Source organism: Thalassococcus arenae, from assembly GCF_019104745.1.
Lineage (GTDB): Bacteria > Pseudomonadota > Alphaproteobacteria > Rhodobacterales > Rhodobacteraceae > Thalassococcus_B > Thalassococcus_B arenae.
Map to the genome: position 1 here is coordinate 1,830,129 of NZ_JAHRWL010000001.1, position 24,552 is coordinate 1,854,680.

Annotated in this window: 25 protein-coding genes; 16 read left to right on the forward strand and 9 right to left on the reverse strand. The window is 65.7% G+C overall.

From position 1 onward, the window contains the following. Positions 1-149 precede the first annotated feature (149 nt). Positions 150-1,640 carry a D-alanyl-D-alanine carboxypeptidase family protein gene (locus KUH32_RS09095; RefSeq protein ID WP_431358181.1) on the forward strand — a complete coding sequence of 497 codons (1,491 nt, stop codon included), beginning with the start codon at positions 150-152 and terminating at the stop codon, positions 1,638-1,640. Between the two features lie 4 nt (positions 1,641-1,644). Here the strand turns inward: KUH32_RS09095 and KUH32_RS09100 are convergent, their stop codons facing one another. Both KUH32_RS09100 and rpsU read right to left on the reverse strand, forming a co-directional pair. Continuing rightward, on the reverse strand, positions 1,645-2,853 hold the full coding sequence (locus KUH32_RS09100; protein ID WP_217777713.1) for an alpha/beta hydrolase: 1,209 nt from the start codon (positions 2,851-2,853) through the stop codon (positions 1,645-1,647). A gap of 165 nt (positions 2,854-3,018) precedes the next feature. Beyond that, positions 3,019-3,225: a 30S ribosomal protein S21 gene (gene rpsU, locus KUH32_RS09105; RefSeq protein ID WP_005614280.1), complete on the reverse strand. Its 207-nt coding sequence runs from the start codon at positions 3,223-3,225 to the stop codon at positions 3,019-3,021. 114 nt (positions 3,226-3,339) lie between these two features. Here rpsU and KUH32_RS09110 point away from each other — a divergent pair, with 114 nt between their 5' ends. The 3 genes from KUH32_RS09110 to KUH32_RS09120 all read left to right on the forward strand — a co-directional run bounded on the left by KUH32_RS09110 (position 3,340) and on the right by KUH32_RS09120 (position 6,063). Beyond that, a complete protein-coding gene (locus KUH32_RS09110) occupies positions 3,340-4,026 on the forward strand; it encodes a COQ9 family protein (RefSeq protein ID WP_217777714.1) in 687 nt (228 codons plus the stop codon). A 61-nt stretch (positions 4,027-4,087) separates the two neighbouring features. Then, positions 4,088-5,071 carry an NAD(P)H-quinone oxidoreductase gene (locus KUH32_RS09115; protein WP_217777715.1) on the forward strand — a complete coding sequence of 328 codons (984 nt, stop codon included), beginning with the start codon at positions 4,088-4,090 and terminating at the stop codon, positions 5,069-5,071. A 17-nt stretch (positions 5,072-5,088) separates the two neighbouring features. After that, on the forward strand, positions 5,089-6,063 hold the full coding sequence (locus KUH32_RS09120; RefSeq protein WP_217777716.1) for a quinone oxidoreductase family protein: 975 nt from the start codon (positions 5,089-5,091) through the stop codon (positions 6,061-6,063). Positions 6,064-6,082: 19 nt separating this feature from the next. On the opposite strand, the gene hemC is transcribed toward KUH32_RS09120, so the two are convergent. Further along, a complete protein-coding gene (hemC, locus tag KUH32_RS09125) occupies positions 6,083-7,033 on the reverse strand; it encodes a hydroxymethylbilane synthase (RefSeq protein WP_217777717.1) in 951 nt (316 codons plus the stop codon). 98 nt (positions 7,034-7,131) lie between these two features. On the opposite strand from hemC, the gene hemE reads away from it, so the two are divergent. After that, on the forward strand, positions 7,132-8,160 hold the full coding sequence (gene hemE, locus KUH32_RS09130; protein ID WP_217777718.1) for a uroporphyrinogen decarboxylase: 1,029 nt from the start codon (positions 7,132-7,134) through the stop codon (positions 8,158-8,160). 75 nt (positions 8,161-8,235) lie between these two features. On the opposite strand, the gene KUH32_RS09135 is transcribed toward hemE, so the two are convergent. After that, positions 8,236-9,207 (reverse strand): DMT family transporter, encoded by a 972-nt coding sequence (locus tag KUH32_RS09135; protein ID WP_217777719.1) that lies wholly within the window; start codon positions 9,205-9,207, stop codon positions 8,236-8,238. A 133-nt stretch (positions 9,208-9,340) separates the two neighbouring features. Between KUH32_RS09135 and KUH32_RS09140 the strand changes: the two genes are divergently transcribed. Further along, positions 9,341-10,273, forward strand: a complete 933-nt coding sequence (locus KUH32_RS09140; protein ID WP_217777720.1) for an ABC transporter ATP-binding protein — start codon at positions 9,341-9,343, stop codon at positions 10,271-10,273. Then, the gene (locus tag KUH32_RS09145) at positions 10,270-11,031 is read left to right on the forward strand and encodes an ABC transporter permease (RefSeq protein WP_217777721.1); all 762 of its coding nucleotides are present in this window, start codon (positions 10,270-10,272) and stop codon (positions 11,029-11,031) included. The genes KUH32_RS09140 and KUH32_RS09145 overlap by 4 nt, the downstream gene beginning before the upstream one ends. 72 nt (positions 11,032-11,103) lie before the next feature. On the opposite strand, the gene KUH32_RS09150 is transcribed toward KUH32_RS09145, so the two are convergent. Next, entirely contained in the window at positions 11,104-12,165 is a 1,062-nt protein-coding gene (locus KUH32_RS09150) for a YeeE/YedE family protein (RefSeq protein WP_217777722.1), read from the reverse strand. Between the two features lie 111 nt (positions 12,166-12,276). Between KUH32_RS09150 and KUH32_RS09155 the strand changes: the two genes are divergently transcribed. The 3 genes from KUH32_RS09155 (at position 12,277) to KUH32_RS09165 (ending at position 14,839) form a co-directional block, all read left to right on the forward strand. Further along, a complete protein-coding gene (locus KUH32_RS09155; RefSeq protein ID WP_217777723.1) occupies positions 12,277-13,506 on the forward strand; it encodes an MFS transporter in 1,230 nt (409 codons plus the stop codon). Between the two features lie 9 nt (positions 13,507-13,515). Continuing rightward, positions 13,516-14,391, forward strand: coding sequence for a 50S ribosomal protein L11 methyltransferase (locus KUH32_RS09160; protein ID WP_217777724.1), 876 nt, complete (start codon positions 13,516-13,518; stop codon positions 14,389-14,391). A 103-nt stretch (positions 14,392-14,494) separates the two neighbouring features. Further along, the gene (locus KUH32_RS09165) at positions 14,495-14,839 is read left to right on the forward strand and encodes a hypothetical protein (protein ID WP_217777725.1); all 345 of its coding nucleotides are present in this window, start codon (positions 14,495-14,497) and stop codon (positions 14,837-14,839) included. Positions 14,840-14,912: 73 nt separating this feature from the next. Here KUH32_RS09165 and KUH32_RS09170 read toward each other — a convergent pair whose 3' ends face one another. Next, positions 14,913-15,119, reverse strand: a complete 207-nt coding sequence (locus tag KUH32_RS09170) for a DUF1127 domain-containing protein (protein WP_217777726.1) — start codon at positions 15,117-15,119, stop codon at positions 14,913-14,915. Between the two features lie 314 nt (positions 15,120-15,433). Between KUH32_RS09170 and ruvC the strand changes: the two genes are divergently transcribed. The 5 genes from ruvC (at position 15,434) to KUH32_RS09195 (ending at position 19,376) form a co-directional block, all read left to right on the forward strand. Then, positions 15,434-15,919 carry a crossover junction endodeoxyribonuclease RuvC gene (gene ruvC / locus KUH32_RS09175; RefSeq protein ID WP_217777727.1) on the forward strand — a complete coding sequence of 162 codons (486 nt, stop codon included), beginning with the start codon at positions 15,434-15,436 and terminating at the stop codon, positions 15,917-15,919. After that, a complete protein-coding gene (gene ruvA, locus KUH32_RS09180) occupies positions 15,916-16,578 on the forward strand; it encodes a Holliday junction branch migration protein RuvA (protein WP_217777728.1) in 663 nt (220 codons plus the stop codon). Before ruvC ends, ruvA begins: the two co-directional genes overlap by 4 nt. Before the next feature lie 33 nt (positions 16,579-16,611). Next, positions 16,612-17,640 (forward strand): Holliday junction branch migration DNA helicase RuvB, encoded by a 1,029-nt coding sequence (ruvB, locus tag KUH32_RS09185; protein ID WP_217777729.1) that lies wholly within the window; start codon positions 16,612-16,614, stop codon positions 17,638-17,640. A 70-nt stretch (positions 17,641-17,710) separates the two neighbouring features. Then, positions 17,711-18,721 carry an ACR3 family arsenite efflux transporter gene (gene arsB, locus KUH32_RS09190; RefSeq protein WP_217777730.1) on the forward strand — a complete coding sequence of 337 codons (1,011 nt, stop codon included), beginning with the start codon at positions 17,711-17,713 and terminating at the stop codon, positions 18,719-18,721. Between the two features lie 22 nt (positions 18,722-18,743). Beyond that, entirely contained in the window at positions 18,744-19,376 is a 633-nt protein-coding gene (locus KUH32_RS09195) for a hypothetical protein (RefSeq protein ID WP_217777731.1), read from the forward strand. 3 nt (positions 19,377-19,379) lie between these two features. Here KUH32_RS09195 and trpS read toward each other — a convergent pair whose 3' ends face one another. After that, positions 19,380-20,399 (reverse strand): tryptophan--tRNA ligase, encoded by a 1,020-nt coding sequence (gene trpS, locus KUH32_RS09200; RefSeq protein WP_217777732.1) that lies wholly within the window; start codon positions 20,397-20,399, stop codon positions 19,380-19,382. A gap of 75 nt (positions 20,400-20,474) precedes the next feature. On the opposite strand from trpS, the gene KUH32_RS09205 reads away from it, so the two are divergent. Further along, complete coding sequence (locus KUH32_RS09205; RefSeq protein WP_217777733.1) at positions 20,475-21,161, forward strand: rhomboid family intramembrane serine protease; 687 nt, start codon at positions 20,475-20,477, stop codon at positions 21,159-21,161. Between the two features lie 4 nt (positions 21,162-21,165). Here the strand turns inward: KUH32_RS09205 and KUH32_RS09210 are convergent, their stop codons facing one another. Further along, complete coding sequence (locus KUH32_RS09210) at positions 21,166-22,650, reverse strand: phospholipase D family protein (protein WP_217777734.1); 1,485 nt, start codon at positions 22,648-22,650, stop codon at positions 21,166-21,168. Continuing rightward, positions 22,647-24,203, reverse strand: coding sequence for a murein biosynthesis integral membrane protein MurJ (murJ, locus tag KUH32_RS09215; RefSeq protein ID WP_217777735.1), 1,557 nt, complete (start codon positions 24,201-24,203; stop codon positions 22,647-22,649). Before murJ ends, KUH32_RS09210 begins: the two co-directional genes overlap by 4 nt. Positions 24,204-24,552: the final 349 nt, after the last annotated feature.

Consider the following 24,552-nt stretch of genomic DNA (forward strand, 5'->3'; position numbering starts at 1 on the left):
AAATCGGGGGCTTGAGGCAGAAGAGGCGGAAAACCGTGACGGGACGGCGCAGGCAGCCGGGCCGCATTGGCCTGTATTTAATCACAATCGTTTGGCTTGCGCTGATCGTGCCATTCAGCGCGTTGGCCGCACCCTACGCGGCGATGGTCATGGACGCCCGAACGGGCGAAGTCCTGCATTCGCGCAATGCAGACACACGCCTGCATCCGGCCTCGCTGACCAAGATGATGACGCTCTACATCGCCTTCGAGGCGGTTCAGAACGGCGAACTCAGCATGGATACAAAGGTGACGATCTCGCAGAAGGCGGCGTCTGAACCTCCCTCCAAGCTGGGTTTGCGTGCCGGTCAGAAGATCGCGCTGCGTTACCTGGTGCGCGCCGCGGCGGTCAAATCGGCCAACGATGCGGCCACGGCCATCGGCGAGGCGATCAGCGGGTCCGAAGCGGCATTTGCCCGGCGGATGAACCGCACGGCAAAAGCGTTGGGCATGACGCGGACCACCTTCAAGAACGCCCATGGGCTGACCGAATCCGGTCACCTGTCCACCGCGCGCGACATGACCATTCTCGGCCGGCACGTCCTGTACGACTACCCGATGTACTACAATCTGTTCTCGCGCCGGTCGACCGATGCAGGCATCCGTGCGGTCAACAACACCAATTCCCGGTTTCTGGCCAACTACAAGGGCGCCGACGGGATCAAGACCGGCTACACCCGAGCCGCGGGGTTCAACCTTGTGGCGTCGGCCGAACGCGGCAGCGAACGGATCATCGCGACCGTCTTCGGCGGGCGTTCGACCACCTCGCGCAATGCGCAGGTCGCCGAATTGCTGGATCTCGGGTTTTCCCGGGCACCCAGCCGCGTTGCCCTGCGCAAACCTTCGAAACCCGCCTATATCGGCGGGTCGCGAATTGCAGAAGCCGAGACAGATACGCTGCCGGCAGTGACGACGACCTCGCAGGATGCCGTTGCGACCACGGGCACCCGGGCCAAGACGATCCGCGTCGCCTCTGCCGCCGTCACACGCAGCTTGCGCCCCACCTCGCGCCCGACCACCGAACAGGATGTCGCGCCTCTGGTGGCCGAGGTGAAGGATGACATCGAAACCCTGCTGGCCGAGGTCAAGACCGCGCCCACCGCGCCCAAACCCGAGGCGCGCCCGGCCGACCTCGTGGCAGAGGCGCCCGTGCAGGAACCCGCTGACGTGACGGTCGCCGAAACGGTGGCCGCCGTTGTCGAAGCGGTCGCCGCTCCGGTCGTCCAGGCGTCTGCGGTGGCCCCGGTGGAGTCGGCCAAGCCGATGATCCGGCCCAAGGGCGTCGTTCTGGCCGCCGTCGCGCCGCAGGAACCGGCGACACCAAGCCGTAAGGCCGAGGTGGTGACCCGCGTGTCGACGTCGGGCGGGCGGCACTGGGGTATCAATGTCGGCCGCTATCCCAGCAAGTTCGACGCCGAGAAGGTGCTGCTGAAGACTGCCCTTGCCGAAATGTCGACGCTGGACGGGTCGCTGCGCAAGGTCGTCAACCGCAAGGGCGGGTTCGACGCCAATTTCCTGGGCCTGACCCGCGAAACCGCCGACCTGGCCTGTCGCCGGCTTCAGGCGCGGCAGATCACCTGTTTCATGATCGGCCCGGACTGATCCGTCACTCGGGCATCTGCCAGTATTTTTCGGTTCCGCGCGCGACTTCGCGCAAGGTGGGCATCCGTTTCGTCGGGGGCCTTTCGCCTGTCTGGAAAAGCCGGCCCAGATCGTCGAGCACGCCGCGGTTGCGGGCATAGATGTTGTGATTCAGCGACAGGATTTCAGTGCCCACGGCGCTGACATCGATGCTGTCCATGCCCGGCACGATGACGGGACCGTTCGGGCCGATGTCACCCAGGCGCACATGGTTCTTTCGCAGCGATTTCGACGCGAAAAGCGCCATGTCGGTAGACGCCGCATACAGCGTCACACCCTTGGCGACATCGGTGAAATGCTTGGCGATCGACGGAAACTGGCTGGCATCGAGATCGGGCGCCGCAAGAACAAGCTGATCGATCGGCTTGCCGTCGCGTCGCGAGATCTTCGTTCCGGCGCGGGTCAGGAACTCTGCCAGCGCCGCGTTGCCCATGGAATGCGCCAAGACATGCACCTTTTCGACCCCGGGGATGCCGAACACGGTGTCAAAGAATTCGTCCATGTGCAGGGCGGCGTTGTCGGCGCTGTCCAGATCGGTCACGTAGTCCGCCGTAGCGCCGACGCTCGGCCAGCTATAGGCGAAGGCCGGGCCGTCGAACCCCAGGTCGTAGGTCAGTTGCGCGGCCCGGAACATCGCGGCGCGGAAGGTGGTGTTGAAGCCGTGGATGAAGACGAAGGCGGAGGCCGGATAGGTTTCTGCCGCCACGGCGGCCTCGGATGCCATCGCGACAAAGGTGTCGCGGTCCAGCACTTGGGTCTCGTACACGGTAAAGTGGCGAGCGGGGTCTTCGGCCTCCTCCCACAGCGTCACCGTGAAAACGGTGAAACTATTGGGCAGCTCGATCTCGCCGATGGCATGGGCATCGCTTGGGATGGTGACGTCGCGATAGCCCAGCGTCAGTTCACCGGCGCGTTCATGGCCGAAAACCGGCCCGATTTCGGTCTCGCGTTCCAGGTTGCGGTCGGTCCCGAAAAAGATGCGCTGGACCGCGTAGTCCTGGTCGCGAGCGGGTTCGACGACCGCGGGCTCGATGACGGGTTCGGCGATAGGGGTTTCCTCGGCGAAAAAACGCGAGCTGTCCCAAAGATAGAACGCCACTGCGCCAAGGGCGAAACACGTCGCCCCGATCAGAATGGCGGCAGTCAGCCCGATAGGTTTCGAAGGTTCAGCCATGCGCGTGATCCAAAGGTGTTTCGCGGCAAACGCCGCTTAATCAACCCTCAGTAGAACGCACGCGGTCGCATTGGGCAAGCACCAAGGCGGGTACGGAAAAACCAAACCCCCGAAGCGGGCTCCGGGGGTTCGTAACTCTTTCAGCTCGGAAATCGGCTGCCGGTCTTAAAGCAGACCTTCACGCTGGGCCTTCTTGCGCGCCAGCTTGCGGGCGCGGCGGATGGCCTCGGCCTTTTCGCGCGCTTTCTTCTCGGACGGTTTCTCGAAATGCTGCTTGAGCTTCATTTCGCGGAACACGCCTTCGCGCTGCAGCTTTTTCTTCAGGGCACGAAGCGCCTGATCGACATTGTTGTCGCGAACACTGACCTGCATGTGGTTGTCACCACCTTTCTAGGTTGAAGTTGCATGGATTTGCAGGAGGTGGCCGTATAGCAACCCGCCCCTAGTTTGTCTAGTCTAGCGATAGCCAACACGCAGGAGTGTGCCATGGACCCCGATCTGACCAACAAGCTGCTGGATGCGGTTTTGATGCACGTACCGTTCGACGGCTGGTCCGAGGCGGCGTTTCGCGCCGCCATCGCCGATATCGGCTGTGATCCGATGGTGGCACGTGGCCTGTTTCCGCGCGGCGCGATCGATCTCGCGGTGGCCTATCATCGGCGCGGCGACGACGCGATGGTCGCCGCCATGAAGGCAGCCGACCTGTCGCAGATGTCGATCCGCGAGCGGGTTACCTTTGCCGTCCGTGCCCGGCTCGAGGCGGTCGAGGATCGCGAAGCGGTGCGCCGGGGCACGACGCTGTTTGCCCTGCCGACCCACGCGGCAGAGGGTGCCCGGCTGATCTGGGGTACGGCGGACCGAATCTGGGATGCCTTGGGCGACAGCTCGCGCGACATCAACTGGTACACCAAGCGGGCCACCCTGGCCGGCGTGTATTCGTCGACCGTGCTGTATTGGCTGGGTGACGATTCGCCGGATCAGCAGGCAACGTGGGCCTTTCTGGACCGCCGGATCGAAGACGTGATGCGGATCGAGAAAATCAAGGCGCAGGTGCGCCGCAACCCCGGACTGCAAAAGTTGCTGGCGGGGCCGAACTGGCTGCTGTCCCGCGTCAAGGCGCCCGAACCGCGCCAGAACGACGATCTGCCCGGCGGATGGGTGGCACCGCGCTGACCCTTTGGCGATTGCACCGGCGCTACGTCCTGTTACCAAGAACGGCCAGGAGGATCGCCCCATGACCAAAACGATGCGCGCCGTTGAAATCGCGAAGCCCGGTGGCCCCGATGTTCTGACCCCGACCGAGCGCACGGTTCCGCAGGCCGGTCACGGACAAGTGGTGATCCGCGTCGCCTTTGCCGGCGTCAACCGTCCCGACGCGCTGCAACGGGCGGGAAGCTACGCACCGCCGCCGGGCGCTTCGGATCTGCCCGGGCTGGAAGCCGCGGGCGAAGTCGTGGCGGTGGGTGCCGGTGTCGATTGGCCCGCGCCCGGCGACATGGTCTGCGCGCTTCTGCCGGGTGGGGGTTACGCTGAATACGTGGCCACCCCCGCCGCGCACTGCCTGCCCGTGCCGCAAGGGATGGGATTGAAAGAGGCCGCATGCCTGCCCGAGACCTTCTTCACCGTCTGGACCAACGTCTTCGACCGGGGTGGTTTGCAGGCGGGTGAGCGGTTCCTGGTGCATGGCGGATCGTCCGGAATCGGCACGACCGCGATCCAGATGGCCAGCGCGTTCGGCGCGCGGGTGTTCGCCACCGCCGGATCGGACGAGAAATGCGCGGCTTGTACGCGTCTGGGGGCGGAACGGGCGATCAACTACCGGGCCGAGGATTTTGTCGAGGTGCTGCGCGCCGAGGGAGGCGCGAACCTGATCCTCGACATGGTGGGGGGCGACTACCTGCCGCGGAACGTCAGGACGCTTGCCGATGACGGCCGGCTGGTGCAGATCGCGTTCCTGCAGGGTCCCAAGGTCGAGTTGAACTTCGCACAGGTGATGATGCGGCGGCTGACGATCACCGGCAGCACGTTGCGGCCGCAAAGCGACCTGGCCAAGGCACGGATCGCGCAGGCGCTGCGAACTCATGTCTGGCCGTTGCTGGAGGCAGGGCGCGTGGCGCCGGTGATGGATTCGGAGTATCCGCTGGAGGACGCGGCGGCAGCGCATGCCCGCATGGAAAGCTCGGACCATATCGGCAAGATCGTGTTGAAAGTGGGCTGACAAGAGGGGAGGAGACCATGGTCAAAACCGTAATCATCGAGGCCCATGGCGGGTCGGATATGCTGAAAGTCGTCGATCGCGAGGTCGGCGAACCCGGGCTGGGCCAGATCCGCATCCGGCACGAGGCCTGCGGGCTGAACTTCATCGATGTCTACCAGCGCTCGGGGCTTTACCCGCTGCAACTGCCGCAAGCCTTGGGAATGGAGGCCGCCGGCGTGGTCGAGGCGGTGGGAGAGGGCGTCACCCACCTGAAACCCGGCGACCGCGCCGCCTATGCGTCGATGCCGCCGGGCGCCTATGCCCAGGCCCGCGTGATGCCCGCGTCACAGGTCTGTCCCCTGCCGGACGGCATTCCGTTCGACCAGGCCGCGGCGATGATGCTCAAGGGGCTGACGGTTCAATACCTGTTCCACCGAACCACGCCGATCAAGGCCGGGGACACGGTGCTGTTTCATGCCGCCGCCGGCGGTGTGGGCCTGATCGCCTGCCAATGGGCGAAATCCGAAGGCATCCGCGTGATCGGCACCGCGGGCACGGACGAGAAATGCCAGTTGGCGTTGGACCACGGCGCCGAGGCTTGTATCAATTACCGCACCGCGGACTGGGTTGCGACGGTGCGCGAACTGACCGGCGCGCGCGGCGTCGACGTGGTGATGGATGCGGTGGGGGCCGACACGTTCGAGGGTTCGCTCGATTGCCTCGCGCCTCTGGGCATGATGATTTCGTTCGGCAACGCATCCGGCCCGGTGCCGCCTTTCAACATCGGCATCCTGGGGCAGAAGGGATCGCTCAAGATCACGCGGCCGACGCTGTTCACCCACATCTCGGATCACGCCACCTGCCAGGACATGGCCTCGATGCTGTTCGACAAGGTGGCGTCCGGGGCAGTGAAGATCCGCATCGACCAGCGGTTCCCGCTGGAGCAGGTCAGGGCCGCGCATGACGCGCTGGAGGCGCGCAGGACGACCGGGCAGACGGTTCTGATCCCCTGAGACAGGTGGCTGGCGCGGCCTATGTCCCGTGCCAGTCGAAAAACCCGGGTCCCGCCGCGCTCAGCAGTTCGCGGGCCAGCGATACCCCCATTTCGGCGGCATCGGAAATCGGCCCCTGGCGTTCGCCCGAAAAGGCGGCGCTGCCGTCCGGGCGCAGGATTTCTCCGCGCAGGAACAGGCCGCCGCCCTGCAACTCCGCCAGACCGGCAATCGGCGTCTCGCAGGACCCGTCCAGTTCGGCCAGAAAGGCGCGTTCCGCCGCGAGGCGGTGGCCCGTCGGCGTGTCGTGGATCGCGTCGAGCATCGCTTCGGTGCGCGGATCGTCGGCGCGCCGTTCGATGCCGATGGCCCCCTGTGCCACGGCCGGCAGCATGTCGGTCGTCTCGATCGGCGTTTTCGGCACGTCGTCCATGCCCAGTCGGTTCAGGCCCGCCATTGCCAGAAACGTGCAGGACGCCACGCCATCTTGCAGTTTCTTCAACCGAGTCTGCAGGTTGCCGCGGAACTCGACCACCGTCAGGTCGCGGCGGCGGTTCATCAGTTGCGCCCGACGGCGCAGCGACGAGGTGCCCACTGTCGCACCCTTGGGCAGGTCGCGGATCGAGGCGAAGTCCGGCGAGATGAAGGCGTCGCGGACATCCTCGCGCGGCAGGTAGCAATCCAGCAGCAGTCCACCCGGTTGTAGCACCGGCATGTCCTTCATCGAATGCACGGCGATGTCGATGTCGCCCGCCAGAAGCTGTTCCTCGATCTCGCGCGTGAACAGACCCTTGCCGCCGATTTCCTTGAGCGGGCGGTCCAGGATGCGGTCGCCTGTTGTCTTGATGACCACGATCTCGAACGCAGCGTTGGGCAGGTCGAAGGCCGCACCCAGACGGCGGCGCGTCTCATGGGCCTGGGCGAGCGCCAGCGGCGAGCCGCGGGTGCCGATTTTCAAGGGCTTGTCGGGTGTGGGCAAGTCGAGTGTCATGTCCGCAGCTTTAGTCGCGTCGCCGGGCACTGACAACCGTCACTTGACACCGCCGCGGCTTCATATGACCACGGGGCTCGACCGAGGAAGGACAGCCGATGACCAAGACCATTCTGCGCGCGCTTGCCGGGGAAACGCTGCCGACGCCGCCGATCTGGATGATGCGTCAGGCCGGGCGATACCTGCCGGAATACCGCGCGACGCGGGCCGAGGCCGGAGATTTCCTGTCTCTGTGCTACAATTCCGAACTGGCAGCCGAGGTCACCCTGCAGCCGATCCGACGCTACGGGTTCGATGCGGCGATCCTGTTCGCCGATATCCTGCTTCTGCCACAGGCCCTGGGCGCGGACCTCTGGTTCGTGACCGGCGAAGGGCCGCGCCTGTCGACGATCACCAGCCAGGCCGATTTCGACACGCTCGGTCGCGGCGAGATGATCCACGACACGCTGAACCCGGTCTACGAGACGGTGCGGATCCTGCGCCGCGAATTGCCGCCCGAGACCACGCTGATCGGTTTCGCCGGCGCGCCCTGGACGGTCGCCACCTACATGATCGCCGGGCGCGGCACGCCCGACCAGGGGCCGGCGCACGCGCTGAAGGCCGAAAACCGCCCGCTTTTCGAGGCGCTGATCGACCGGCTGACGGAATCCACGGTGGATTACCTGTCCGAGCAGGTGAAGGCGGGCGCCGAGGTGGTCAAGATATTCGACAGTTGGGCGGGCTCGATGCAGGGCGACGAGTTCGACCGCTATGTCACGGAACCGGCCCGCATCATCACGCAAGAGATGAAGGCGCGGTTCCCCGGCCTGCCGGTCATCGCCTTTCCGCGCCAGGCCGGCGACAAGTATATCGGGTTCCACGCAGCGACCGGCGCCGATTGCGTGGCGATCGACGACAGCGTCACGCCGGAATGGGCGGCGGAACACGTGCAGACCGGCGGTTGCGTGCAGGGCAACCTGGCGTCGTTGCACATGGTGACGGGCGGGCGGGCTCTGGTCGACGAAACCCGGCGCGTCGTGCAGGCGTTTTCCAAGGGGCCGCATATCTTCAATCTCGGCCACGGGATCACGCCGGATGCCGATCCCGAGAACGTGCAGCTGATGATCGACACGGTGCGCGGAATGTGAGCCGGGGCAGGGGGCGCTGCCCCCGCTTGCCTGACGGCAAGCCCCCCCGGGATATTTCCGGCCAGATGAAGCGGATCAGCGCCGCGCCCAGAGCCCCCGCCGGCCAAGCTGTCGGTGGCCTTTCCGCCGTTCGCGCAAGAACACGAACAGGCCCGAACCGAGGATCAGGGCGCAGCCGATCCAGGTGGTCGCATCCGGGATTTCGCCGAAGATCAGCCACCCCCAGAAGAACGCCAGCGGCAGCCCGAGATATTCGAACGGCGCGATGACGGCGGCGTCGGCCAACCGATAGGCGGCGGTCATCGCATAGACCATGAACCCCGCCACGAATCCGAGAAAGACCAGAAACCAGATCTCTTCGGCCGGGGGGCGGATCCAGGGGCGCAGCAGGAATTCCAGGCTTGCGGGCGTGGTCTCGGCCACGAAACGGCCATCGCCTGCGACGGCGAAGAACAGCAGGCTGACCGCGACAAAGACCGACTGGTTGTAGATCGCCATCGTCGCGGTGCTGGCCGATACGCCCAGCCGCCGTGTCAGCACCTGCATCAGCGCGTAGAAGGTGGCGGCGATCACCGGCAGCGCCATGACGACGCGGGGCGCGTCGGTCGCGTCGGCCCAGGGGCGCTGCATGACCAGAACGCCAACGAACCCGACCAGCACCGCGCCCAACCGCAGCGGGCCGACCCTTTCACCCAGAAGCGGAACCGACAGCAAGGTGATCAGCAGCGGCGCGACGAAAAACAGCGCCGTGACCTGGCCCAGCGGCATCACCGCCAGTGCCGCGAAGAAGGTCAGGTTGGCCATCACGATCAGCAATCCGCGCAAGATGAGCAGGAACGGTTTGTCGGTGCGCAGCGCGCGTAGCCCGCCTTCATGGCTCAGAAAGACGAAGGTCAGCAGCAACCCGCAGACGGCGCGGATGAACACCAGCTGGTGCAGCGGATAGCCGCCCGACAGGTACTTGATCGTCAGGTCGTTGAGCGAAATCAGCAGGACGCCCGCACAAACGAAGAGGATTCCAAGGGTGGGGCGGTCGTGCTGGGCCATGTCTCGGCCTAGCGCGGCGCGTCCGTCTTCGCCAGCCCGATTGCGACATGAACAACGGCCATGCGATATTGCACGATTGCACTTGCGGGGGGCGGGGCTAGGTTGCGCGCACAAGAACGAAAGGACCGATCCCATGGCCATGGTGGAAATCCGCGACCTGCAAAAGGTCTATGACGGCGGGTTCGAAGCGCTGAAGAGCGTGTCGCTGGACATCCAGGAAGGCGAGATCCTGGCGCTGCTGGGCCCCAACGGCGCGGGCAAGACGACGCTGATTTCCGCCGTTTGCGGCATCACTCTTCCGACCGCCGGACGGATCCGCGTGGGCGGCCACGACGTGATCGACGACTACCGCGCGGCGCGCAACCTGGTGGGCCTGGTGCCGCAGGAAATCAACCTGGAACCCTTCGAGAAGGTGATCAACACGGTGCGCTTTTCCCGCGGCCTGTTCGGCAAGCCGCGCGACGATGCCTTCATCGAACAGGTGCTGCGCAAGCTGTCGCTTTGGGACAAGAAGGACAGCCCGATCCGCGCGCTGTCGGGTGGGATGAAACGCCGCGTGCTGATCGCCAAGGCGCTGAGCCACGAACCGCGGGTGCTGTTTCTGGACGAACCCACCGCCGGCGTCGATGTCGAGCTGCGCCGCGACATGTGGGAAACGGTGGCCGAGCTGAAACGTGACGGCGTGACGATCATCCTGACCACCCATTACATCGAAGAGGCCGAGGCGATCGCCGACCGGGTGGGTGTGATCAACCGCGGCCAGATCCTGCTGGTGGAAGAAAAGTCCAGCCTGATGACCCGCATGGGGCAAAAGGAATTGCGTGTCGACCTGGCCGAGCCGTTGACCGCTGTACCCGACGCGTTGTCGGAGTTCGACCTGGCGCTGGATGACGGCGGCCAGACGCTGGTCTTCGCCTATGACACCGCCGCCGACCGGTCGGGCATCGCACGGCTGATGACCGCGCTCAGCGGGGCCGGCGTGGCGGTGCGCGACGTGCATACCCGACAGAATTCGCTCGAGGATATCTTTGTCGGGCTGGTCAGCAAGCAGGAGGACGCGGCATGAACTGGCAGGCCATAGCCGCGATCTACCGGTTCGAGATGGCGCGGTTCTTTCGCACGCTTCTGCAAAGCTTCATCTCTCCGGTCATCTCGACCTCGCTTTACTTCGTCGTCTTCGGTGCGGCGATCGGGTCGCGGATCGACCAGGTCGAGGGGGTCAGCTATGGCGCCTTCATCGTGCCGGGGCTGGTGATGTTGAGCGTGATGACCCAGGCGATTTCCAACGCGTCTTTCGGCATCTATTTCCCGAAATTCATCGGCACGATCTACGAATTGCTGTCCGCACCGGTGAATTTCCTGGAAATCGTGGTCGGCTATGTCGGCGCGGCGGCGACCAAGGCGCTGTTCATCGGGGTGGTGATCCTGGTCACGGCGTCGTTGTTCGTCGATCTGGATATCGCGCATCCGGTGGCGATGCTGGCCTTTCTGGTGCTGACCTGCCTGAGCTTCGCGCTTTTGGGGTTCATCATCGGCATCTGGGCCGGCAATTTCGAGCAGTTGCAACTGGTGCCGCTGCTGATCGTGACGCCGTTGGTCTTTCTGGGCGGGTCGTTCTACTCAATCTCGATGCTGCCGCCGGTCTGGCAGACGATCACGCTGTTCAACCCGGTGGTCTACCTGATCTCGGGTTTTCGCTGGTCGTTCTTCGGCATGGCGGATGTCCCGGTGGGGCTGTCGCTGCTGGCGATCGCCGGGTTCACCGCGCTGTGCCTGGGCGTGATCTGGTGGATATTCAAGACTGGCTGGCGCATCCGCAACTGAACCGGCGAGAGGGGCCAGCCCCTCTGGCGGCAAGCCGCCATTCACCCCGGAGTTTTCCGGGCAAGATGAAGATCAGGCCAGCGCCGGGGCGCCGGGGCGGCGCAGGATCGTGTCCATCGTGATGCCGCCCACCCACATGGAGAACAGCGCAAGCCAGGCGGTGCCGGCGAAGATCGATCCGCCGGTGACGCCCGCGCCGATAGCGCAGCCACCGGCCAGCATGCCGCCGAAACCCATCAGCGCGGCGCCGATCATCGCCTGGCGCATCGGGATGGCGCCTTCGAAGCCCTGGAATTTCAGTTCGTGCGCCCAGGCGGCGGCGGCGAACGAGCCGATCACGACACCCGGCACGAGGCCGATATCGAATTCCAGCAGCGACGAGCGATCGAGGAAGAACATCAGCATGTTGGCCGAAGGCCCCGTGAAGGTCAGGCTTTCGATCGGCACCGGGTCGAAGGCGACCTGCGACAGGGCATGGGTCAGCCCGTAGCCGAGCGCCACGGCAAAGCCGACACCGGACGCGAAAACCAGCCGCCGCGCGCCGATGCGGTGGCGGCGCGACAGTTCCAGCGCCAAGACCGCGATCGCCAGGCCGAAGACCAGTCCCGAACCGCGCGGCAGGTGCAGGGCCGTGAGCAGATCCAGGTTGCGCCCGCCGGAGGTGATCCAAAGGGCCGCCAGCCGGTCGCGCAACGGCGCCAGCCAGCCGGTCAGCGTCATCTGGGCCACCACGGCAAAGATCATCCCCGAGACGACGGAGCGCAGGTTGCCGGTGGCCGCCAGAACCAGCAGACGCCCCGAACAGCCGCGCGCCAGCACCATGCCGGCGCCGAACAGCAGCCCGCCGATGATCGCGCCGGACCAGCTCCCGGGCACTGCCATCATCCGCGCCTCGGCCGTGTCGATCAGGCCCAGCAGGCGCGCCCCCTGCACCCAGACCAGGGCAGTCGAGAAGGTCAGCAGCCAGACCGCAACCTTGTCTTCCAGCTTGCCGCGGGCGAATTCGACCGTTGCGGCGCGCAGACAGAATCGCGAGCGCTGCGCGGCCACCCCGAAGACAAGACCCGTCAGCAGGCCGAACAGCGCCGCCGTGGGCGCTTCGCCGATGCGATCAACAAGACCGACTAGATCCATGGGCTCCTCCGCGATGCCACATACATGCGGGGGTTCGCATCCGACCGCCTTGATTCAGATCAGCCGCGGGGGGACTCGCCAAGTCTGCGCAAACGGCGTAAAGCCGCCGTCATGATGCCCGTTCCCCTGCACGAGGCCCGGTCCCTGCCGCTGTGGCGGCGACCCGTGACGCTGCTGTTTCTCATGGCCATCGCCATGCCGCTGTCCTTTGCGACGTGGTCGGCGCTGCTGAACAACTTCGTCATCGAGGCGGCGCAGTTCGACGGTTCGGACATCGGCTGGCTGCACACGGTACGCGAGATTCCCGGGTTCCTGGCCATCGGTGTGATCGTCGTCATCCTGTTCGTGCGCGAACAGACGCTGGCGATGATCTCGCTGGCGCTGCTGGGCGTGGCCACGGCGATCACGGCGCAGTTTCCGACCATGGGTGGGTTGCTGTTCGTCACGCTCATCAGTTCGATCGGCTTTCACTATTACGAGACCGTGAATCAAAGCCTGCAACTGCAATGGCTGCCCAAGGATCGCGCGCCGCAGATGCTGGGCCTGTTGATCGCGGCGGGATCGGCCGCGACACTGGTGGCCTATCTGGCGATCGTGATGACCTGGCGCGCCTTCGATCTCAGCTACGATTTCGTTTATGTGGTCTCGGGCGGTCTGACGCTGCTGATCGTGGCCTATTGCGTGCTGGTGATCCCGCCCTTCGAGTCACCCAACCCGCAGCTCAAGACATTCGTGCTGCGGCGCCGGTACTGGCTATACTACGCGTTGCAATTCATGTCCGGCGCGCGGCGCCAGATCTTCATCGTCTTCGCCGGCTTCATGATGGTCGAACGCTTCGGCTATTCGGTGGACGAAATCACCCGGCTGATGCTGGTCACGCTCGTGGCCAACATGGCGCTGGCGCCGGTTCTGGGCCGGATCGTGCACCGCTTCGGCGAACGCAACGCGATGGCGTTCGAATATGTCGGGTTGACCACGGTCTTCGTCCTTTACGGCGGGATCTACTGGTTCGGCTGGGGGGCGCTGCTGGCGGCAATCCTGTACGTGACCAACAACATCTTCTTCTCGCTCGCGCTGGCGATGAAGACCTACTTCCAGAAGATCGCCGACCCCGGCGACATCGCGCCGACGGCCGCGGTGGCCTTTACCATCAACCACATCGCGGCGGTGTTTCTGCCTGCGGCCTTGGGTTATCTGTGGCTGGTGTCGCCCGGTGGTGTCTTCGGGCTGGCCGCGGGGATGGCCGTTGTCTCGCTGATTCTGTCGCTGATGATCCCGCGCCATCCCGAGCCGGGCAACGAGACCGTCTTTTCCCGCTTTGCCGCCGCGCCCGCCGAATAGGACCCGAGGATGCCGAAAACCTGGACCGCCTTCACCAGACTTTCCGACCGCGACGCCGCCGAAGCCCTGGGCGAGGCGATGGAAGAGCTTGATCCCGCCCCGACCGGTGTCGGCGTTTTCGAGATCGAGGATGGATCGGGCCAGTGGGAGATCGGTGGATACTTCGTCGAGGAGCCGGACGACATCGGGCTGGCCTTGCTGCAGGCGGCCTACGCGACAAAGCCCTTTGTGGTGTCCGAAGTGCCGGATACGGACTGGGTCGACAAGGTACGCCGGGAACTGACCCCGGTCGAGGCCGGGCGGTTCTTCGTCTATGGCAGTCATGACGCGGACAAGGTTCCGCTGGGTGCGGAACCGTTGCTGATCGAGGCCGCGATGGCGTTCGGCACCGGGCATCACGGTACGACGCTGGGCTGCCTGCAGGCGCTGGACCGGCTGATCTCGGACGGTACGTCCTGTCGAAACGTGGCCGATATCGGTTGCGGCACGGCGGTCCTGGCGATGGCCGCGGCGCGCATCTGGCCCGAGACGGTGATCGCCTCGGATATCGACGCGGTTGCGGTCGAGGTGGCCGAGGCGAACGTGCGGGCGAACGGCCTGACCGGCAAGGTGCTCTGCGTCGAAGCGGCGGGGTTCGGCAATCCGGCACTGGAGCAGCGCGCACCGTTCGACCTGATCTTCGCCAATATCCTCAAGCAGCCGCTGATCGATCTCGCACCGGACGCGGCGGCGCGATTGATTCCCGGGGGTTACATGATTCTTTCCGGTATCCTGACGCGCCAGGCCGATGAAGTGGTCGAGGTTTATGCCCGTTTCGGCATCAATCTGGTCACGCGGCAAGAGATTGGTGACTGGGTGACGCTAACCTTGTCCAAAACAGGGTAAACGCCTGCGAATTCTGTTGAATTTGCCACATCTGCCCCATTTTTGCCGCAATTGACCCATACCAAGGAAAACAACCGGTGGGGGCCGGATCGCCGAGGCTGCTATGGAAGACGCTCTTCGCAAGTTCGAGTTGCGCCAGCGCGCACTAGTCAAGAAGCACCACCGCATGGCGCGTGGTTACGTGACTGTGCTTTCGCGCAACGGCATCTTCCTGCAGCAACCGGACAACAAGGTCGGCAGCAACGCCGCACGGGTCTTTGCCCTGCTGCTGGTGTTCTTTCTTGCCTTCAAGGGTTTCCTGATCGCCGGGCTGGGCACCGACGTCTACATGGGTCATGTCGATGCGCTGATGAGCGGGTCGTTGTCCGAACAGGTGGGCGGCTGGCTGATGCAGATGGATCCGGTCAGCACCGCGTTCTCCAATCTCTTCTCTCCGCTCCTCTCCTGACGGTCGTAACCAGTCACGAAAAAGGCCGCGTCCCTTGGGGCGCGGCCGATTTCGTTGTCACTGAAACCCGGTTTCAGTAGCGGTACGACACCGTGTCGATGTCACCGCGGCACAGGCCGATATCGTCCAGTTCACGATCGGTCAGGGCGGACAGGCTCTTGCGCGTCAGGCGGGCGTCGTTCCAGGCGGCGAAAGCGCCGACGAGGGTGGCGAAAATGCCAGCGGAACGACCGGCGGAGCCGGCGGCCGCGAAGGGGCGGGTGGTGTCAAGTGCAGCCATGACTGGTCTCCAGAAGGGGTTGGGGGGTTCGTAAACCTGAACGGCACGTAGAAGCGAAGCCGTGCGTTTTCAATCGCAAAAAACGCAAGTGTCCCATGCAGAAAACGCATGTCGAAAAGCCCGGTTAATGGTTTGATTCAAATCAAGAATACCAATGCGTGAACGCGTCAATCCATGGTCGGAAAACGACGTCGAAAGCGCGCGATGTCGGGAACGATCCTCGCGATGACGCGAACGGAACATGGCGCATTAACCTTGGCGTTTGTTCGCGTTTCGTGCTAACCGTGCCGGAAAAGCAACAATGGCGGGCAGTGATGCGGGTAATGGGGATCGATCCGGGGCTCCGCAACCTCGGTTGGGGAATCATCGACATCGATGGAAGCCGCTTGCGCCATGTCGCGAACGGCGTCTGCCAATCGACCGGCGCGGCCCTTGCGGACAGGTTGTTGTCGCTGCACGGGCAGCTGACCGCGGTTTGCGAGCAGTTCCGGCCCGCCCTGGCCGCGGTCGAACAGACCTTTGTCAACAAGGACGGCGCGGCAACTCTGAAACTGGGTCAGGCGCGCGGCATCGCCCTGCTGGTGCCGGCGCAATTCGGACTGGAGGTCGGGGAATACGCGCCCAACACCGTCAAGAAGACGGTTGTCGGCGTGGGCCATGCCGACAAGCGTCAGATCGCGCATATGGTGGCGATGCAGCTGCCGGGGATCGCCATTGCCGGGCCGGATGCCGCCGATGCCCTGGCCGTCGCGATCTGCCACGCCCATCACATGGGCGGCGCGGCGAGGCTGCGGGCATGATCGGGCGCATCGCGGGGCGGATCGAGTATCGCGGCGACGACCATGTTCTGATTGATGTGCGCGGGGTCGGTTATGTCGTCTATTGCTCTGACCGCACGCTTGCGGCGCTGCCCGGCGCCGGCGAGGCGGTGGCGCTCTGGACCGATCTTCTGGTGCGAGAGGATCTGTTGCAGCTCTTCGGGTTCACCACGCTGGTGGAAAAGGAATGGCACCGCCTGCTGATGAGCGTGCAGGGCGTCGGCGCCAAGGCTTCGCTGGCGATCCTGGGCACGCTGGGGCCGGACGGGGTGAGCCGGGCGATCGCGCTTGGCGACTGGAATTCCGTCAAGGCCGCCAAGGGGATTGGCCCCAAGACCGCGCAGCGCGTGGTCAACGAGTTGAAGGACAAGGCGCCGGCGGTCATGGCGATGGGCGCGGCCCGCGCGACGGTCGCTGCCAGCGACGCCGCCGAAGACGTGATCGAAACTCCGGTTTCCATATCTCCGGCACCGCAATCGAACCGCAGCGCCCAGGCCGAGGCGCTGTCGGCGCTCGGCAATCTGGGATATGCCCCGGGCGAAGCGGCGGGCGCCGTCGCCCAGGCGGCGGGCGAGACGCCGGAAGCCGACACGGCCGGGCTGATCCGGGCGGCGCTGAAACTCTTGGCGCCGAAAGGATAGGCGGGCTAAACCCCGCCCGACGGAAGGAGCCCCATGACCGAACCCGATCCGACCCTGCGCCCCGAACCGCTGGCCGAAGACCGCGACCGCGCGCTGCGCCCGCAGATGCTGGCCGATTTCGTCGGCCAGGCCGAGGCGCGCGCCAATCTGCGGGTGTTCATCGACAGCGCCCGGCAGCGGGCCGAGGCGATGGATCATACGTTGTTTCATGGCCCGCCCGGATTGGGCAAGACGACGCTGGCGCAGATCATGGCGCGCGAGCTGGGGGTGGGATTCCGGATGACGTCGGGGCCGGTGCTGGCCAAGGCGGGCGATCTGGCGGCGATCCTGACCAATCTAGAACGCAACGACGTGCTGTTCATCGACGAAATCCACCGGCTGAATCCGGCGGTGGAGGAAGTGCTGTATCCCGCGATGGAGGATTTCGAGCTGGACCTGGTGATCGGCGAAGGCCCCGCCGCGCGCACCGTCCGGATCGAGTTGCAGCCCTTTACCCTGGTCGGGGCGACGACGCGTCTGGGTCTGCTGACGACCCCGTTGCGTGACAGATTTGGTATTCCGACACGGTTGAATTTCTATGAAACCGCCGAACTGGAAACCATCGTTGCGCGCAACGCCCTGAAGCTGGGGGTCGAGGTGCAAGGCGACGGGGCGCTGGAAATCGCCCGCCGCGCCCGAGGCACCCCGCGCATCGCCGGGCGGTTGCTGCGCCGGGTCGTCGACTTTGCCGTGGTGGAAGGCGGCGGTGTGGTCACGCGCAAGCTGGCCGATGACGCGCTGACGCGGCTGGGCGTGGACGCATTGGGGCTGGACGGGGCAGACCGGCGGTATCTGCGGCTGATCGCCGAGAATTATGCCGGTGGCCCGGTGGGGATCGAGACGCTGTCCGCCGCCCTGTCGGAAAGCCGAGACGCGCTGGAAGAGGTGGTCGAGCCGTTCCTGCTGCAACAGGGATTGATCCAGCGCACGCCCCGGGGCCGGATGTTGGGGCAGAAAGCCTGGACACATCTGGGTCTGGCGGTGCCGAAAGCGCCGGGGCAGACGGACCTGTTCGACGGCTGAACCGATCTGCGATTGCCATTTCGATCGGAAAGGCAGAAAACCCGCGCCGACAAACCGGGAAAACGGGCATATGGGCAATTTCGAGAAATACCTGTCGGTCTGGATCGCGCTGGCGATCCTGCTGGGCATCCTCCTCGGCAATCTCGTGCCGGGTGTCTTCGGCCTGATCGCCGCCGCCGAACTGGCCAGCGTCAACCTTGTCGTCGCGGTGCTGATCTGGGCGATGGTCTATCCGATGATGGTGGGCGTCGATCCGGGTTCGCTGCGCGACGTGGCGCGCCAGCCCAAGGGGCTGATGGTGACGCTGGTGGTGAACTGGCTGATCAAGCCGTTCACGATGGCCGCCCTGGCCGTGCTGTTCTTCGACTGGGTCTTTGCCCCGTTCATCCAGCCCGAAGATGCCCAGCAATACATCGCCGGTCTGATCCTGCTGGGTGCCGCACCCTGTACGGCGATGGTGTTCGTCTGGTCGCAACTGACCCGCGGCGACGAGACCTACACGTTGCTGCAGGTGTCGGTGAACGACCTGATCATGGTCTTCGCCTTCGCCCCGATCGTCGCCTTCCTTCTGGGCGTGACCGATATCGCCGTGCCGTGGGAAGTGCTGGTCTGGTCGGTCGTCCTGTTCATCGCGCTGCCGCTGGCGGCCGGTATCCTGACGCGGCGGCGATTGGGCAGCCGCGATGCCATCTCGGCCTTTCAGACGCGGGTCAAACCCTATTCGGTGATCGGTCTAGTCGCCACGGTGGTGATCCTGTTCGGTCTGCAAGGTAAGGTCATCGTCGACAGGCCGCTGGTGATCGTGCTGATCGCGGTGCCCATCCTGGTTCAAAGCTACGGGATCTTTGCCTTGGCCTATGCCGCCGCCTTTGCGCTGCGGGTGCCGCACCGCATCGCCGCGCCCTGCGCGCTGATCGGGACGTCGAATTTCTTTGAACTGGCCGTGGCCGTGGCGATCAGCCTGTTCGGCCTGAATTCGGGTGCGGCGCTGGCCACCGTGGTCGGCGTGCTGGTCGAGGTGCCGGTCATGCTGACGCTGGTCGCCTTCGCCAACCGGACCCGCGCCCGATTTGCCGCCTGACACCGAAAGAGGTGCCGCAACCATGAGCCCCGAAGACATCGAAGCGCTGTTCACCCGAAGCGACGGGTCTTATGCCTTTGCCCGTTGGGGGCGGCCGATCTCGCCGGTGGTGTTCGGAGTCGAGCAGACGACGCTGGGCGTCATCAAGGGCGCGTTCGAAGCGGTCTGCACGCTGGCCGGGCACCCGATGGCCGAGACCGATCCGGAGCTTGGCGCGAACGTGATGGTGTTCTTCTGTCGGGATTGGGAGGAATTGCTGGAGGTGCCCAACCTTGACCGGCTGGTCGACGGGCTGGCGCCGCTGGTGGGGCGCCTGCGCGAGGCCGGGGCGAACCAGTACCGGGTGTTCCGGTTCGACACGGATGGCGCGATCCAGGCCTGTTTCGTTTTCCTTCGGATGGAGGAGAACCTGTCGGCGGTTCCGGCCGATACGCTGGCGCTGAGCCAGGTGGTGCAATCCATCCTCTTGTGGTCCGACAGGGCCTTTACCGACCGGTCGCCGCTGGGCCGTCTGGAGGACGGGCGCGTCGTGCTGCGGCCCGATATCGGCGCGGTGATCCGCGCCGCCTATGACCCGATCATGCCCGGCGCATCGCAGGATGCCAGCCACGCGCTGCGTCTGGCTGCGCGGGTGGTTTCGGGCCGGTCGACCTAGGCCTCAGCGCACCATTCCGACGATGTCGTAGGTGCGTTGCAGGATCGGCGCCGAGATGGCGCGGGCCTGTTCCGCGCCGTGGCGCAGGATCGCATCGATTTCGTCGGGGGCCTGCATCAGCCGCGCCATCTCGGTCGAGATCGGCGCCAGTTTCGCCACCGCCAGCTCGGCCAGCATCGGCTTGAATTCCGAGAATTGCCGGCCGCCCACGTCGCGCAGGACCGCGTCGACATCCGTATCGGCGAGTGCGGCGTAGATGTTCACCAGGTTGCGCGCCTCGGGGCGGTCTTCCAGCCCCTTGGCTTCGGAGGGCAGGGCGTCGGGATCGGTGCGCGCCTTGCGGATCTTGCCGGCGATGGTGTCGGCGTCGTCGGTCATGTTGATCCGGCTCATGTCCGAGGCATCGGATTTCGACATCTTCTTGGACCCGTCGCGCAGGCTCATCACCCGGGTCGCAGCGCCTTCGATCACCGGCTCGGTGAGCGGAAAGAAATCGATGCCGAAATCGTGGTTGAACTTGGTGGCGATGTCGCGGGTCAGTTCCAGATGCTGTTTCTGGTCCTCGCCCACAGGCACATGCGTGGCGTGATAGGCCAGGATGTCGGCGGCCATCAGCGCGGGATAGCCGAACAGGCCCAGCGAGGCGTTCTCGGCGTTCTTGCCGGCCTTGTCCTTGAACTGGGTCATCCGCTTCATCCAGCCCATGCGGGCGACACAGTTGAAGATCCAAGCCAGCTGGGCGTGTTCGGCCACCTGGGACTGGTTGAACAAGATGGATTTGTGCGGGTCGATGCCGCTGGCAATGTAGCCCGCCGCGATTTCGCGCGTGCTGCGGCGCAGGGCGTCGGGATCCTGCCAGACCGTGATGGCGTGCAGATCGACCACGCAGTAGATGGTTTCAAAGCCCTGTCCCTGCATCTCGACGAAACGCTTGATCGCACCCAGGTAATTGCCCAGCGTCAGGCCACCCGAAGGCTTGATGCCGGAAAAGACGCGGGGGGTGAAGGCAGGGGCCTGAGACATGGGGCTGCTCCGTCTGGAAGTCTGGTCGCGGCTGGCTTAACCATGCCCCCAACCGCCGTCAAGAAAGGTCCCCCGATGCCGTCCGCGCATGACGAACCGCCGCTGAACCCGCTGCCGCCGGTGGTGGTGGTCCTGTTCCTGCTGATCGTCGGTGTCGAAGCGGCGTTTTCGCTGGGCGCGCGGGGGCTGATCGGGGGGCCGGGCGCGGTGGGCTGGCGGCTGGAGGCGGCCGAGACCTATGGCATTTCCGGCCCGGTGATCGGCTGGATGATCGAAACCGGCCGCTGGCCTGCCGAGCACCTTATGCGCTTCGTCACCTACCCGTTCGTGCACGGCACCTTCACGCATGCGCTGTTCGCGGGTGTGATCCTGCTGGCGATGGGCAAGATGGTGGCCGAGGCGGCAGGGCAGCTGGTGGTGCTGGCGGTCTTCGTGCTGGCGGGGGTGGTCGGCGCGCTGGTCTTCGGGCTGGTGCTGGACACGCGCATGGTGCTGGTCGGAGCCTTTCCGCCGGTCTACGGGCTGATCGGGGCGTTCACCTACCTGCTCTGGGTGCGACTGGGGCAGGTCGGTGCGCCGCAGATCCGCGCGTTTTCGCTGATCGGTGTGCTGATGGTGCTGCAACTGGTCTTCGGTCTGTTCTTCGACGCGGCGCCCGGCTGGATCGCCGATCTGAGCGGCTTTGCCGCCGGGTTCGGGCTGAGCGTGGTTCTGGTGCCGGGCGGCTGGACGCGCCTGCTGGAGCGTTTGCGGCGGCCGTGAGGGGCTAGAACAGCGCCTCGGGCACGAACCGCCCAAGACGCGACGGGGGTGTTGTTTCAGGGATCGGCAGCGGCAGAACGGGACTGAGCCGGTCGGCGGGTTCGGCGGCGGCATTGGCCAGTGCCGCCTGACGCCAGGTGGCGGCGCGGCGGGGGTCGTGGGCCTGCAGATGCGGGCCCAGCCATTTCGCGGCCAGCCTTTCATGCAGCGCTGCGACGGCGGCGGCATCCGTGAAGGCGACCGAAGCTTCGGTATCCCAGCACATCGACCGGCCGTTCAAGTTTGCCGACCCGACCAGTCCGAAATCGCCATCGATCAGAACGACCTTGGAATGCACGTAGATCGGCCCGGCGCCGGCAATGGCCGGGCGGCCTTCGGGTGCGGGCAGAGACTGAGCAGGCGTGACCAACGCCAGCCTGTCGCCGAAAGCCTGTGCCAGCCTGTGCAGCGCGCGGGTCTGCAGCGCCATGCCGTGGCGCAGGTCCCAGCCGGTGGTGTCGCCGAACAGCAGGCGTTCGGGTGCCGCGGGCAGCAGCAGAACAAGTTGCAGGTCGGGCGCCGCGGCGGAGGCGCGTGCCAGGGCCTCGGCGATCGGGACGTGACGCAGGAACTGGGTTTCTGCGTAGATCCAGTGGCGCGCGTTCGAGAACGTCTCGATCAGCAGGGTTTCGTGATCCCGAACCAGCGGTTTCGGGCCAAGCGCGGCAAGCCCGCGGCGCGGCGTGGTCAACGTGCGCACGAGGCGCAATTCGGGGCGGCTCTGGCGACGGATGGCGGTATCGATGCGGCTGGCCCCGTCGCCGAAGTTTTCGGCACCGGCCTCGATGGCCATGTTCCAGCAGGTGGCGAAATGGCTGTCCAGCGCGGCGGCGAAATCGGTGTCCGCGATCTGCATCGACACATCGTGCCAGGTGTCTTCGGGCAAACGGGTATGGCCTGGATCGTCAAAGCGGCGTTCGTCGATATCCAGCCCGCCGATCACGCAAAGTGCGCCGTCGGCGACCGCGAATTTCTGGTGCAAGGTCGCGGGGCGCAGGGGCGTCGGCGCCTTGAGGGCATGGCGTTGCAGCGCCGTCAGCGGCATGTCGCTGCGCGCCAGCCGGTCGCGGGCCTTGCGCAGCATCGGCCGGGCCAGTGCGCGCCACAGCGGTCCGGCGGCCTGGCCGTGGGGGGCGCAAAGAACCTGTGTATCGCCGGTCGCCGTATCGGCGAAACCGGTCGCGGCGGCCCAGGCCTGGCGGTGCAGATCCGGGGCGAGGAGCGGATCGAAATCGGCCAGCAGGATGCGGATGCGCACGCCGCGACGGGCGGTCCAGGTGATCAGGTCGGCCCAGTTTTCCAGGCCACGTTCGCGCAGGTCGGGGCGGCGCAGGCGGGTCTTGGGATCGAAGATGCGGAACGACAGGAAAACGTGGTCTTGTGCGCCGGACACCAGGGCTTCGAAGGCGGGATAACCCTCGTCGGCGGTGATGAGCGGCGTCAGCGTCATGGCGTTCCGTTTCGTCCGCGCCGGAAGGCGGCGCGCAGTTCCTGCATCGAGAAGGCGCCCAGGACCTGCCCGGCGATACCGTAGGACAGGATGCCCACCGCGAGAAGAAGCACAAGGGCCGGGACGCGCCAGCCGGCCATCACGAGGGCCGGGCCGAGCGCCCAGGCGGCTGCAAGCAGGGCGGCCCCCATCGCCGCCGATGCCGCGCAGATGCGGATCAGTCGCGCGCGGAACCGGGCGTCGAAGCGCGCCACGTCACCCAGTTTTCGCGCGCCGCCGGCCAGCAGCCAGACCATGATCCACGCCGCGGCCGAAGTGGCGATGGCGGGCGCGTACCAACCCAGAACCGGGGCCAGGCCGATGGCCAAAGCGGCATTGACCAGCATCGCCCAGACGGCGTAGCGGAACGGCGTGCGGGTGTCCTCGCGGGCGAAAAACACTGGCTGCAGAACCTTTTGCAGGACGAAGGCCGGCAGGCCGAGGCCGTAGATCGCGACGGCAAAGGCAATGGCCGCGCTGTCCGCGGCGGTGGTCTGTCCCCGTTCGAACAGCACCGCGACGATGGGCAGCGGGATCACCACCAGCGCGACGGCGGCGGGGATGGTGAGGGCGAGGCTCAGCTCTCCGGCGCGGGAAAAGGCGGCGCGGCCGCCATTGTGATCTTCGGCCTTGAGACGGCGCGACAGGTCGGGCAGCAGCACGATGCCGACGGCGATCCCGACCACGCCGAGGGGCAGCTGGTAGAGGCGGTCGGCGGCGTATAACCAACTGACGGCCTTGTCGAAATGCGACGCGACCTGCTGGCCGACCAGCAGGTTGATCTGCATGACGCCGCCGGCCAGGGCGGCGGGAATGGCGATCATCGTCAGGTGCTTGAGGTCCGAGGTCAGGCGCGGGCGGGCGGGGCGCAGGCGGATGCCGGCGCGGTCGGCGGCGATCCAGACCAGCGCCAGTTGGGCGATGCCCGCGACAGGTACGGTCCAGACCAGCCAGGTGATGACAGAGCCGCCCAGCCATGCTGCCAAGCTCATGGAAACAATGACAAAAATATTCAGAAAGACGGGTGCGGCGGCGGCGGCGGCGAAGCGGCCGGTGGCGTTCAGCGCACCGGAAAACAGCGCGGCGAGCGAGATGAAGACGATATAGGGAAAGATCACCCTTCCATAGCCCACGGTCAGGTCGAACCGGGTGTCGGCGGCAAAGCCGCCGGCGGTGGCCCAGACGAAGGCAGGCATGAAGACCAGCGCCAGCCCGGTCAGCGCCAGAAGCACCAGCGCCAGCCCGTTCATGGCGTTCTGGGCAAACGCCATCGGATCCTCGTCGCCCTCGTACTTCTTTGAAAACATGGGCACAAAAGCCGCGTTGAAGGCGCCTTCGGCAAAGAAGCGGCGAAACATGTTGGGCAGGCGGAAGGCGGCGACGAAGGCATCCATCACCGGGCCGGGGCCGATCAGGGTGAGGATCATGATCTCGCGCACCACGCCCAGAATACGCGAGGCGAGCGTCCAGACTCCGACCGTGAAGATGCCTGCGATGAGACGGATCGGTTTCATGCCTGCCCTGCCGATGTTTCAGCAAGCCTTACCGGATCACAGGGGCGCGTAAAAGGGGCGCGCGGTGGGTAACGGAGCGCGCGGTGGCCCGGGGCGGCGCGGTGGCGGGGCAATCCGTCCTGTTCGGCGCGCGTTCGGTACGGATTGCCGGGGGGTGGTTTCGGGCGTTTCGGGCGGCTGCCGCACCAATCCGTCCGATTCGGCCGGAAATCGGGACGGATTGCCGGATGCTTGCGGTCCGACGGGTGTTGCGTGGCGCAACAGCCGTTAACCTTTGCCGCGATAGGCGGGGCCGGGGGCCGGTTCGGGCTTCGTGTACCGGGTGGGTCGACACGCGCGGTCGGGGTCG